We start from the raw sequence: 12,205 nt of genomic DNA on the forward strand, positions 1-12,205 counted from the left end.
TCGGCGGTACTTTGGAACGCCTTGAAATGGCGCTCGGCTTCGCGACGGGATCACCGAGTCTGCAGGATGCGGAATTTGTCGGCGCGCCATGGATGAACACTTCTTCGAACGCGATTCGGTGATCGTGGCTGTTGAACTCCTCGGAGCCCGCCTTCTGGTCGCAGGTGTTGGCGGGTTCATCGTGGAAACCGAAGCCTATCGGCAGGACGACGAAGCATCTCATAGCTATCGCGGAAAAACGCTTGCGAATGCGGCCATGTTTGGCGCGCCGGCGGGGATTTACGTATATCGGATCTATGGTCTGCATTGGTGTCTGAATGTCGTCTGCGAGACGGGCAGTGCGGTGTTGATCCGTGGGCTGGAACCGACGTGCGGCATCGAGACGATGGTGGAGCGGCGCAGAACAATGGAGCGCCAAAGGCTGTGTGCTGGCCCGGGAAATGTATGCCAGGCACTCGCAGTCGACGGACGCATGAACGGCCTTTCAATCCTGATGCCGCCGTTCTCCGTGGAACTGCCAGCCGAACCTCCCCCGGTGGCGAAGAGCACGCGGGTCGGAATCAGCAAGGCCACCGAGCGCCTTTGGCGCTTCTCCGTGCAGGGCTCGAGCTATTTGAGCAAGAAGCGCTGAAAAGGCCTCGGGGAGGTCGGGCTTTTCCAGACGAAATTAACGAGAGAAAAATGGTGCCGCTTACGTGACTCGAACACGTGACCCCATCATTACGAATGATGTGCTCTACCGACTGAGCTAAAGCGGCCCGCTTCGGCCCTGCGAAAGGATCGCCGGGCGGAATGTGTGGGGCTGATAGCCGCATTGAGCGGAGATTTCAAGTCGTCAGTGCGACCTTTGTCGTTTTTCCGGGCGGCTTTCGAAATGGCGCCCGCCTTCAAGGGGCGGCGATGCGGGCGCGGGCCGCCCGGTACTCCTCCGCCAGGCGATCGACGAGCGTCTCTGTGGCCGTGATCTCGCGGATGGCGCCGATGCCCTGGCCCGCCCCCCAGATGTCGCGCCAGGCGCGGGCGCCGGTTGCGGTGCTCTCGAAATCCATCTTGGTCGGTTCCGCCGGCGGGAGATTGTCGGGGTCCAGCCCGGCGGCGCGGATCGACGATCTCAGGTAATTGCCGTGGATGCCGGTGAAATAGCTCGAATAGATGATGTCCGAGGCGCTGCCGTCGACAAGGGCCTGCTTGTAGGCATCGCCGGCGCGGGCTTCGACCGTGGCGATGAAGGGCGAGCCGATATAGGCCATGTCGGCGCCCATCGCCTGCGCTGCCAGAATCGCTCCCCCGGTCGCGATCGCTCCCGACAGCAGCAGCGGACCGTCGAACCATTGCCGGATCTCCTGCACGAGCGCAAAGGGCGAGAGCGTACCGGCATGTCCGCCGGCGCCGGCGGCAACCGCGATCAGCCCGTCCGCCCCCTTGCGGATCGCCGAGCTGGCATGGCGGTTGTTGATGACATCATGCAGCACGATGCCGCCATAGGAGTGGATCGCCTCGTTTACCTCGGGTACCGCGCCCAGCGATGAAATCACGATCGGCACCCTGTATTTGACGCACAGCGCCAGGTCGTGCTCGAGCCGCCGGTTTGACTTGTGAACGATCTGGTTGACGGCAAACGGGGCGGCCGGGCGGTCCGGATGCTTGCGGTCGTGGGCTTGAAGGGCCTCGGTGATCTCCGCCAGCCATTCGTCGAGCTGCGACTCCGGCCGCGCATTGAGCGCCGGGAAGGAGCCGATCACACCCGCCTTGCATTGCGCCAGCGTCAGGGCCGGATGCGAGATGATGAAAAGCGGCGCGGCGACGACCGGGAGCCGCAGGTTGTCGCGCAGGATGGCGGGCAGGGGCATGGTTCGATCCGATTTGCTTTGACGCTTACGCAAACATCAAAGCCGCTAGCAACATTGCACCGTCCTGGAAAGAGGGGCGGCCGGGCGCAATACTGTCATGCCGGTCGGACTGCCCGCAAGGTCGCCTGCACCGAAGGCCGGGCAACCGGCGTACCCGGCCGGCAGACTATCTGGCCCCTGCACCGGGCCGAGCCGCCGAAAGACCATGCGGCAACCGCAAAGGCCGCGGATCGCCTCCGAAAAGGCGAGCGCTGCTGCATGGCCGAGACTTGCAGAACGCGACGCCAACGTTTACCGAATTCTTAACGAATGACAACTGGACGCCCTGTGCGCGTCCGGGGCTGCGCGGTGCGATCTGCGCGATGCCGCCCGAGGAGGCAATGTGAGCGGACTGGAACAGGCTATCAGGAACGCTTTGGCGCGTGCCGAAAGCGACAACCCGGAGACGCGCGCGCGGATCTACCAATCGGCGCGCAACGCGCTCGAGGCGGGGCTGCGCAAGCAGGAGGTCAACGATCCCGAGGCGATCGCCGCCCAGCGCCACCGCCTGGAGATGCTGATCCGCCGCATCGAGGGTGAACAGCGAACCGCCCTGCAAGCATCAACGGCGCCGGCCGGGCAGGGCGACGAGCTGCCACAGGTATCGCCGGACGCGCAGGCTCGGCAGGTGCGTGGCGAACAGAGAACCGGGCAGGAGCCAGCGAACGGGGTCGAGGCCGGGTCGCTGCTGGGCGAAATCCGCCCCGAGCGCGCCGATGGGTTCGTAGCAAACGGAAAGGCATCCAACAACGAGGCCCGGCCACGCCGCGGCGAGAACGACGCGACCGTGGAGGCATCGCCGCGCATCGCCAAGCCGCCGCGGCGGCGCGGCCGGCTGTTTTCCTTCCTGCTCGTCGTTGCGACGCTTGTGGCAGCGATTGGCACGATCGGCTGGTGGGTGCAGAGCAGCGGCCTGCTGCTGCCGCCGGCCGCACGCGACGGCAGCGTCGCCAACCCGCCGGCCAAGGTGAATGCCGAGGATTTCTCCGGAACCGACCCGGTCAAGGAAGCGCTGGATACGCAGAACAGCTTTTCGGCAGAATGGCATGAGGTTTTCAGGCCGGACAGGACCGACGCGCTGACGGCTGGGGCAAATGGCCGATTTGAGACCGTCAGCACGGACGAGGGGCCGGCTGTGCGCCTGGTCTCGCAAGGCACCGGCCGTGACGGCGCGATTGCCGTAGCAGTCGAGCCGGAGGTGCTTCGGGCCATGGCGGGCAAGACGTCGATGATCGCCATCACCGTCGAGCCGGACGATGGAAAGCCGGTACAGGTGGCGGTCGAATGCGACTTCGCCGCACTCGGCAACTGCGATCGCCACCGCTTCGCGGTCTCCCATCGCACCGACCTGTTGTTCCATCTGACGTTCGACCGCACCCTGGCGCCCAACGAGACGGGGCGGCTGTTCATTACCAGCGATGTCTCCGGCGGTGGGGCAGGGGTCAACCTGTTCGCGGTCCGTGTCCTGCCCGGCGAGTGAGATCGCGGCCGCGTCGCAATCCGGCCGTTTCGGGGTTACAGGAATTTCGGCCCGGAGCCGATGATCTTTCCGTCGATCTCCCCGATGGCCTTCTTGGCCTTGCCGTCATAGTCGAGCCGATCGAGGATGTGGCGGATCGCATTCAGCCGCGCCCGGCGCTTGTCGTTGGCGCGCACCACCGTCCACGGCGCCCATGCCCTGTGCGTCTCTTCCAGCATGCGGTCGCGCTTTTCGGTGTAGTCGTCCCATTTGCTGAGGGCGGCGATGTCCATGGGGGAGAGTTTCCATGTCTTCAGCGGATCGTGGCGACGGTCGTGAAAGCGCTTGATCTGCATTTCGCGCCCGATGTCGAGCCAGAACTTGAAGAAGATGATGCGGTCCGAGATGACCATCTTCTCGAAGCTCGGCGTCTCCTCCAGAAACTTTTCGTACTGCTCCGGCGTGCAAAATCCCATCACCGGTTCGACACAGGCGCGATTGTACCAGGACCGATCGAAGAGCACGAATTCGCCGGCCGTCGGAAACTGCGCGACATATCGCTGGTAATACCACTGCCCCTGCTCGGTCTCCGAGGGCTTTGCCAGCGCCACGACGCGGGCAGAACGCGGATTGAGATAGGCGCGGGTGACGAAGATCGTGCCCCCCTTGCCCGCCGCATCGCGCCCCTCATAGAGCGCGATCACGCGTTTTCCGGTCGCCTGCAGCCAATACTGCACCTTGACGAGTTCGATCTGCAGCGCCTTCAGCGCGTCCTCGTACTCGTCCTTGTCGAGCTTGTCGTCGTAGGGATACCCGCCCGAGGACAGCGCCGCGTCGCTGATCCACGCCGGCAGCGTCTTGTCGTCGATGTCGACGTGGCGCGTCTTGCCGCCGACCTCGATTTCGACGGGCTTAATGTCGGGAAAGATCGCCATGCCGGGGGCCCTCCGCTCGCGCTCCTCCGAGCAGGACATATCCGGATTGCGAATTCAAGCGCGGCGTGAAAAACATGTCATGGAATCGCGCTATCACTGCCTGTTGCAGCAGCAATGGCAGGGGCGATGAAGATGAGGAAGGGGACGTTCGTGGAGGAGCGCGGGTCGGTTTTGCGGTGGCTCTTGGCGCAACTGTGGGACGACCGCGTGTTGCTGGCCGCGGTCACCTTCACCGCCTTCCTGATGTGGCTCGGGGGGCTTCCGGCCGGCTGGGTCGCCTTCGCGGCGGCGCTGCTGGTTCTTGCCGGCTTTGCCCGCGCCGAGCGGCTGGAAGGTCGGCCGTCGGCCTTGCCGGCTGCGACGCAGCGCGCCGATACCGAGCCGTCCGTCGCGCTGGCATCGATCGCGGCGCTGATCGATGCGCTCGACATGCCGGTCCTGATCGTCACCTCCGACGAAACCGTGAGGCTGCAAAATCGCGCTGCTGCCGATCTGTTCGGGCCGATCCCGCGCAACGCCGATCTTTCCGCCAGGATCCGTGCGCCGGGTATCCTCGACATGGCGCGCGAGGTGATTGCCACGGGCAGGCCGAAGGAAATCGAGCATTTCGGGCCGATGCCATCGGAAACCGTCTATATCGTGCGAGCGGCGCCCATGCCGGCGCTCGGCCAGCGCCTCGGCGGACGAGCCTTCCTGATTTCGTTCCGCGATGTGTCGCAGGCCCACAAGATCGAGCAGATCCGCTCCGACTTCGTCGCCAATGCCAGCCACGAATTGCGAACGCCGCTGGCCTCCCTGCGCGGCTTCATCGAGACCCTCCAGGGGCCGGCCAGGCAAGATCCGGACGCGCAGGAACGCTTTCTCGGCATCATGCATGAACAGGCCACGCGGATGAGCCGGCTCGTCGATGATCTGCTTTCCCTGTCGAGGCTGGAGTTGAAGTCGCACGTGCCTCCCGAACAGAGGCTGGAACTCGGGCCGCTGATCGGCCATGTGCGCGATAGTCTGCAGCCGTTTGCAAGCGAACTCGGTGTAGAGATCGTCCTTGATATCCCCACGCAGCCGATCGAAGTCGCCGGCGAACGCGACGAGTTGGTCGAAGTCTTCGAAAACCTGGTCGAGAACGCCTGCAAATATGGTCAGGAAGGCGGGCGCGTCGACGTGCGGTTGACGGCTGGTGACGACGGGCATGCCGAAGTCTCCGTGACCGATTACGGCCCGGGCATACCGCCCGAGCATGTTCCACGCCTGACCGAGCGCTTCTATCGGGTCAACGTGGAGGCGAGCCGCTCCAAGAAGGGCACCGGGCTCGGGCTCGCCATCGTTAAGCACATTCTCACCCGCCACCGCGCCCGCCTCGTCATCAAGTCCGAATTGGGCAAGGGCACGGTGTTCACCGTCAAATTCTGACACAAATCAGCGGGAAGTAGCGCTTTCACTTGAGAATAGCTTTCAGAATCAACCTCTTGGGCTGTCATAAATGTTTCGTGAAAGTGACATAAAAGCGATTGCGACGGGGCGCTAGATAGGGCCGCTGATCGGCGGCAGGCGAAGGCCGAGCGCCGGCATACCCACACAAGCCCTATCATGGGAGACAAGCAGATGAATTCTCTTAAGCTTACCGTAGCCGCTTTGGCCGCTTCGGTCGTATTTGCCGGCGCCGCCGTCGCTCGCGACCAGATCCAGGTCGCTGGCTCCTCGACCGTCCTGCCCTACGCCAAGATCGTCGCCGAGACCTTCGGCGAGACCTTCAGCAACTTCAAGACGCCGGTCGTCGAATCCGGCGGCAGCGGCGCCGGCCTGAAGGAATTCTGCAAGGGCGTTGGCGAGGCCACGATCGACATCGCCAATTCCTCGCGCAAGATCAAGGATTCGGAGCTGGACGCCTGCAAGGCGGCCGGCGTCACCGACGTCCAGGAAGTCAAGATCGGCTATGACGGCATCGTCTTTGCCACCGACGCCAGCAATCCGGACATCGCCTTCGCGCCGGTCGACCTCTACAAGGCGCTCGCCGCCGAAGTTGTTGTCGATGGCAAGCTCGTCGCCAACCCCTACAAGAAGTGGTCGGAAGTGAACCCGGCTCTGCCGGACGCCGAGATCGCCGCCTACATCCCGGGCGAAAAGCACGGCACGCGTGAAGTCTTCGAAGAGAAGGTTCTCGCCGTCGGTTGCAAGGACGCCGGTGCTGTCGACGTCATCAAGGCTGCGGTCGCCGATGAGAAGGAAGCCGCCAAGAAGTGCATCGCCGTCCGCAAGGATGGTCTTGCAGTCGACATCGACGGCGACTACTCCGAAACGCTCGCCCGCATCGCTGCCAACAAGACCGGCGTCGGCGTCTTCGGCCTGTCCTTCTACGAGAACAACGCCGACAAGCTGAAGGTCGCTACGGTCAGCGGCGTGAAGCCGTCGGTCGAGACGATCGCCTCGGGCGAATATCCGGTCTCCCGTCCGCTGTTCTTCTACGTCAAGAAGGCCCATGTCGGCGTCGTCCCGGGCCTGAAGGAATATGTCGAGTTCTTCGTATCCGACCAGATGATCGGCCCCGATGGCCCGCTGGCCGAGTATGGCCTGGTGGCCGCACCGGACGCCGAGCGCGAGGAAATCCGCACCGCCGTCGAAGCCGGCAAGACCATGTAATACGACGGGAACCGGCGCTATTCTGCGCCGGTTCCTTCCCTTTCTGAAACGCCCGCATGAGGCGGCTGGACAATCCGCATGAGCACGAAGCTACTACTTGCCATCCTTTTGGCCATCACAGCAGTCGCCTTCGCTCTCGGCCGCATGCGGGCGCTCTCGCTGTCGGGCGGAAAGCTCTCCACGCTCCATTCCCGGCCGAACTACTATGGCGCCTACGTGGCGCTTGTAAGCTTTCTGCCGCCATTGCTGCTGGTTGCCGTGTGGCTAACGGTGAGCCCGTTCAACGTCAATTCCGCCGTTCGCGATTCCTTCCCCGATAGCGTAAAGGCCCAGTCGTCGGCACAGCAGAGCCTCGCCTTCGGCATGGTGTCGACCCTCGCCCAGGGACTTCCGATGCTGTCCGAGGACGAGCTTGCTTCGATCAAGCAGGATCCCGCCAGGCTGCAGCCGGTCTTCGCCGGCAAGGGGTTGGCGATCGCCGCGGAGGCGCAGCCCTACATGCTTGATTCGGCTGCGACGCTCAACGCGATGCGGCAGCGGAGCCAACTGGCGCTTGTCACGGTCGCAATCGCGCTTGCAATCGCCGGCGCCTTCGTCGGGCTTCGGACCGTTGCTCCCCAGTTGCGTGCCCGCAACAAGGTCGAGCGCGTCATCCTCGGTTCCCTGGTCGTCGCCTCGTCGATCGCCATCCTGACGACGGTCGGCATCGTCGCCTCTATGCTCAGCGAGTCGCTTCGCTTCTTCAGCGTGGTGCCGGCCTCCGAGTTTTTCTTCGGCACGGTCTGGGATCCGCGCTTTGCCGGCGCCGGCGCCAGCTCCGCCGGCCAGTTCGGCCTGATCCCGCTTCTTGCCGGCACGCTGTATATCGGCCTGGTCGCCATGCTAGTGGCGGTGCCTGTCGGCCTGTTCGCCGCGATCCACATGGCCGAGTATGCTACGCCGCGCATGCGCGCCATCGCCAAGCCGCTGCTTGAAGTGCTGGCAGGCATTCCGACCATCGTCTACGGCTTCTTCGCGCTTGTCACCGTCGGACCGTTCCTGCGCGACATATCGGCGAGCCTCAACGGACTTGCGACCGGCAACTATACGAGCTTCATCCAGGCGCAGAGCGTGCTGACCGCCGGCATCGTCATGGGCATCATGCTGATCCCCTACGTGTCCTCGCTGTCCGACGACATCATCACGGCGGTCCCCCGTGCGCTGCGCGACGGCTCGCTCGGCCTCGGCGCCACCCGGTCCGAGACGATCAAGCGGGTGATCCTGCCGGCCGCGCTGCCCGGCATTGTCGGCGCGCTTCTCATGACCGCCTCGCGCGCCATCGGCGAAACGATGATCGTTGTGCTGGCGGCAGGCGTCGCCGCCCGCATGCAGCTCAACCCCTTCGAGCCGATGACAACGGTGACCGTCAAGATCGTCAACCAGCTGACCGGCGACCTGGAGTTCACCTCGCCGCAGACGCTGGTCGCCTTCGCGCTTGGCATCACGCTCTTCTGCATTACGCTGGCACTGAACATCTACGCGCTCTACATCGTGCGCAAATATCGGGAGCAGTACGAATGAACGAGATGATCAAACCGGCTTCCGGCGGTCTCGTTCCGACCGCCCCGACACGCCGCGACATCGGTATTCGGCGCCGTTACGCCGCCGAGCGACGCTTCCGCTTCTATGGGCTTGCAGCAATCGCCTTCGGCCTGGCGTTCCTGTTCATCCTGCTCTGGTCGGTCGTCAGCAAGGGCTACACCGCCTTCCAGCAGACCGAGATCACGCTGCCGATCGAGTTCTCCGAGAAGGTGATCGATCCCGGCAACAAGCGGGCGACCGATCCGAACGTGCTGGTCACCGCGAACTATCCGCTGCTCATGCGCAATGCGCTTGCCGAGAAGCTCGGCGTGTCTGCAACGGACCGTCCGGCCCTGAAGCAGATCTCCGCAATGGTCTCGGACAGCGCACGCGTGACGTTGCGCGACATGGTCGCGGCCGACCCTTCGATCATCGGCAAGACCGTTCCGGTGACGGTGCTCGCCAGCGCCAACGTCGACTCCGCCTTCAAGGGGCAGATCGACCTTTCCGTCGCCGAAACCAACCGCAAGGTCTCCGATCAACAGATCGGCTGGATGAACCAGCTCGCCGAACAGGGCGTGCTCGCCAAGGGCTTCAACACCGGACTGTTCGTCAATGGCAATTCCAGCCGCCCGGAGGCCGCCGGCCTCGGCGTCGCGCTGGTCGGTTCGCTCTACCTGATGGGGATCGTGCTGGTGCTGTCGCTGCCGATCGGCGTGGCGGCCTCGATCTACCTTGAGGAGTTCGCGCCGAAGAACCGGCTGACCGACCTGATCGAGGTGAACATCAACAATCTCGCCGCAGTGCCGTCGATCGTCTACGGATTGCTGGGACTTGCGGTCTTCATCAACTTCGCCGCGCTGCCGCGCTCCGCGCCGCTGGTCGGCGGTCTGGTGCTGACGCTGATGACGCTGCCGACCATCATCATTGCGACGCGCGCCGCCCTTCGCGCCGTGCCGCCGTCGATCCGCGCCGCCGCACTGGGCCTCGGCGCCTCGCAGATGCAGACGATCTTCCATCACGTGCTGCCGCTCGCCATGCCCGGCATCCTGACCGGCACCATCATCGGGCTTGCCCACGCGCTCGGCGAGACGGCACCACTGCTGCTCATCGGCATGGTGGCCTTCGTCGCCAACGTTCCGGCCACCCCGCTCGAACCGTCGACGGCGCTGCCGGTGCAGATCTACATGTGGGCGAACGAGGCCGAGCGCGCGTTCTCCGAGCGGACCTCGGGCGCGATCATGGTGCTGCTCGCGTTCCTGATCATCATGAACCTCGGCGCCATCATGCTGCGGCGCCGTTTCGAACGCCGCTGGTAGTGGACACAAGAGAGATGAACATCATGACCGAAGCCGCGGCTGAAGCAGCGCTGGAAAAGAAGATGAACACCGTACCCCTGAAAATGGTCGGCAAGGACGTGTCCGTCTATTACGGCGAGAAGCGCGCCCTGTTCGACGTCAACCTCGACGTACGCGAGAACACCGTCACGGCGCTGATCGGCCCGTCCGGCTGCGGCAAGTCGACATTCCTGCGCACGCTCAACCGCATGAACGACACGATCGGCGGCTGCCGCATCACCGGCACCATCACGCTGGACGGCGAAGACATCTACGATCCCTCGATCGACGTGGTGGAGCTTCGCGCCCGGGTCGGCATGGTGTTCCAGAAGCCGAACCCGTTTCCGAAGTCGATCTATGAGAACGTCGCCTATGGGCCGCGCATCCACGGCCTGGCCAGGAACAAGGCGGATCTCGACGTGCTCGTCGAGCAGAGCCTGCAGAGGGCCGGGCTCTGGAACGAAGTGAAGGACCGCCTGCATGAATCGGGCACGGGCCTTTCCGGCGGCCAGCAGCAGCGCCTCTGCATCGCCCGCGCCGTGGCGGTCAGCCCCGAAGTGATCCTGATGGACGAGCCCTGCTCGGCGCTCGACCCGATCGCCACGGCCAAGGTCGAGGAGCTGATCTACGAGCTGCGGTCGAACTTCACGATCGTCATCGTCACCCACTCGATGCAGCAGGCCGCCCGCGTTTCGCAGCGCACCGCCATGTTCCACCTCGGCAATCTCGTCGAGGAGAACGATACGGACAAGATGTTCACCAATCCGGACGACCAGCGCACCCAGGACTACATCATGGGGCGCTTCGGCTGAGGCGCCTGCGCTTCTGCGACTGCCCCCCCGGCGCCAGCGGCGCCATGTGAGGAAAGAACATGACACCGACCCATATCGTTTCGATCTACGACGAAGAGCTGAAGTATCTCACCCGCCGCATTTCCGAAATGGGCGGCACCGCCGAGCAGATGGTGGGCGACAGCGTGCGTGCGCTGGTCAATACCGACACCGCCCTTGCCCAGAAGGTGATCTCCGAGGACGTCATCCTCGACAACGCCGAGCGGCAGATCAACGAGAAGGCGATCATCACCATCGCCAAGCGTCAGCCGATGGCAGCCGACCTGCGCGAGATCATGGGTGCGATCCGCATCGCGGCCGAACTGGAGCGGGTGGGCGACCTCGGCAAGAACAATGCCAAGCGCGTCATCGCCATCCAGAGCCTGGGCATGCCGCGCGCCCTGGCGCGCGGCCTGGAGCATCTCGCCGAACTGGCGCTGACGCAGCTTAAGGAAGTGCTCGACGTCTACGCGACGCGCGACACCGACAAGGCCAAGGAAATCCGCGAGCGCGACGACGAGATCGACGCGATCTTTACGTCGCTGTTCCGTGAACTGCTCACCTACATGATGGAAGATCCGCGCAACATCACGCCCTGCACGCACCTTCTGTTCTGCGCCAAGAACATCGAACGCATCGGCGACCACGCTACGAACATCGCCGAGACGATCTACTACATGGCGACCGGTACGCCGCCCGAAGGCGAGCGCCCCAAGGACGATCACACCACCTCGGTCGGTGCGGAATGATCCGCCGAAAGGTGCATGGATCGTAAGACGCCAGGAGTTCGAAAAAGCATGGTTCCCAAGATTACCGTGGTCGAAGACGAGGAGGCGCTCAGCGTTCTCCTTCGCTACAACCTCGAGGCGGAAGGCTACGAGGTCGATACCATCCTGCGCGGCGACGAGGCGGAGATCCGCCTGCAGGAGCGCCAGCCCGACCTTCTCATCCTCGACTGGATGCTTCCCGGCGTGTCCGGCATCGAGCTTTGCCGCCGCCTGCGCCAGCGCTCCGAAACGGAGCGCCTGCCGATCATCATGCTGACGGCGCGCGGCGAGGAGAGCGAAAGGGTTCGCGGGCTCGCCACAGGCGCCGATGATTACGTCGTTAAGCCGTTCTCCACGCCGGAGCTGATGGCGCGGGTCAAGGCGATGTTGCGCCGGGCCCGGCCCGAGGTGGTCTCGACGCTGCTGAAATGCGGCGATATCGAACTCGACCGCGAGACCCACCGCGTCCATCGCCGGGCCCGCGAGGTTCGTCTCGGTCCCACCGAGTTCCGGCTGCTGGAGTTTCTGATGACCTCGCCGGGGCGCGTCTTCTCGCGCTCGCAACTGCTCGACGGGGTTTGGGGACACGACATTTACGTCGATGAGCGGACCGTCGACGTCCATGTCGGCCGCCTGCGCAAGGCTTTGAACTTTTCCAACATGCACGACGTTATCCGTACCGTGCGCGGCGCGGGCTATTCCCTCGAAGCCTGATCGCCGTCAGAACCGCATGCCACAGAAACGAAAAACGGGCCTGAAAGGGCCCGTTTTCATGTGTATCCGGCAGGTCG

11 protein-coding genes and 1 tRNA gene are annotated in these 12,205 nt (G+C 64.2%); 9 read left to right on the forward strand and 3 right to left on the reverse strand.

The window, feature by feature from the left end; genetic code table 11:
* The first annotated feature begins 88 nt into the window (after nt 1–88).
* Nucleotides 89–631 carry a DNA-3-methyladenine glycosylase gene (locus tag C7449_RS05860; protein WP_108001840.1) on the forward strand — a complete coding sequence of 181 codons (543 nt, stop codon included), beginning with the start codon at nt 89–91 and terminating at the stop codon, nt 629–631.
* Nucleotides 632–682: 51 nt separating this feature from the next.
* Here C7449_RS05860 and C7449_RS05865 read toward each other — a convergent pair.
* Nucleotides 683–758: transfer RNA gene (locus C7449_RS05865), tRNA-Thr, on the reverse strand.
* A gap of 129 nt (nt 759–887) precedes the next feature.
* A complete protein-coding gene (locus C7449_RS05870) occupies nt 888–1,850 on the reverse strand; it encodes an NAD(P)H-dependent flavin oxidoreductase (protein ID WP_108001841.1) in 963 nt (320 codons plus the stop codon).
* A 382-nt stretch (nt 1,851–2,232) separates the two neighbouring features.
* On the opposite strand from C7449_RS05870, the gene C7449_RS05875 reads away from it, so the two are divergent.
* Nucleotides 2,233–3,369 (forward strand): biotin transporter BioY, encoded by a 1,137-nt coding sequence (locus tag C7449_RS05875; protein WP_108001842.1) that lies wholly within the window; start codon nt 2,233–2,235, stop codon nt 3,367–3,369.
* A 35-nt stretch (nt 3,370–3,404) separates the two neighbouring features.
* Here the strand turns inward: C7449_RS05875 and ppk2 are convergent, their stop codons facing one another.
* Complete coding sequence (gene ppk2 / locus C7449_RS05880) at nt 3,405–4,283, reverse strand: polyphosphate kinase 2 (RefSeq protein WP_108001843.1); 879 nt, start codon at nt 4,281–4,283, stop codon at nt 3,405–3,407.
* Between the two features lie 132 nt (nt 4,284–4,415).
* Here ppk2 and phoR point away from each other — a divergent pair, with 132 nt between their 5' ends.
* The 7 genes from phoR to phoB all read left to right on the forward strand — a co-directional run bounded on the left by phoR (nt 4,416) and on the right by phoB (nt 12,128).
* Nucleotides 4,416–5,693, forward strand: a complete 1,278-nt coding sequence (gene phoR, locus C7449_RS05885; RefSeq protein WP_170115808.1) for a phosphate regulon sensor histidine kinase PhoR — start codon at nt 4,416–4,418, stop codon at nt 5,691–5,693.
* Between the two features lie 192 nt (nt 5,694–5,885).
* The gene (locus tag C7449_RS05890; RefSeq protein WP_108001844.1) at nt 5,886–6,920 is read left to right on the forward strand and encodes a substrate-binding domain-containing protein; all 1,035 of its coding nucleotides are present in this window, start codon (nt 5,886–5,888) and stop codon (nt 6,918–6,920) included.
* A 78-nt stretch (nt 6,921–6,998) separates the two neighbouring features.
* Nucleotides 6,999–8,480, forward strand: coding sequence for a phosphate ABC transporter permease subunit PstC (gene pstC / locus C7449_RS05895; RefSeq protein ID WP_108001845.1), 1,482 nt, complete (start codon nt 6,999–7,001; stop codon nt 8,478–8,480).
* Nucleotides 8,477–9,799 (forward strand): phosphate ABC transporter permease PstA, encoded by a 1,323-nt coding sequence (gene pstA, locus C7449_RS05900; RefSeq protein WP_108001846.1) that lies wholly within the window; start codon nt 8,477–8,479, stop codon nt 9,797–9,799. The genes pstC and pstA overlap by 4 nt, the downstream gene beginning before the upstream one ends.
* Before the next feature lie 14 nt (nt 9,800–9,813).
* The gene (gene pstB, locus C7449_RS05905; RefSeq protein ID WP_108001847.1) at nt 9,814–10,629 is read left to right on the forward strand and encodes a phosphate ABC transporter ATP-binding protein PstB; all 816 of its coding nucleotides are present in this window, start codon (nt 9,814–9,816) and stop codon (nt 10,627–10,629) included.
* 59 nt (nt 10,630–10,688) lie between these two features.
* The gene (phoU, locus tag C7449_RS05910) at nt 10,689–11,396 is read left to right on the forward strand and encodes a phosphate signaling complex protein PhoU (protein WP_108001848.1); all 708 of its coding nucleotides are present in this window, start codon (nt 10,689–10,691) and stop codon (nt 11,394–11,396) included.
* A gap of 48 nt (nt 11,397–11,444) precedes the next feature.
* Nucleotides 11,445–12,128, forward strand: a complete 684-nt coding sequence (phoB, locus tag C7449_RS05915) for a phosphate regulon transcriptional regulator PhoB (protein ID WP_108001849.1) — start codon at nt 11,445–11,447, stop codon at nt 12,126–12,128.
* The last annotated feature ends 77 nt before the right edge of the window (nt 12,129–12,205 follow it).

The organism is Mycoplana dimorpha (genome assembly GCF_003046475.1).
In the GTDB taxonomy this organism is placed as follows: domain Bacteria; phylum Pseudomonadota; class Alphaproteobacteria; order Rhizobiales; family Rhizobiaceae; genus Mycoplana; species Mycoplana dimorpha.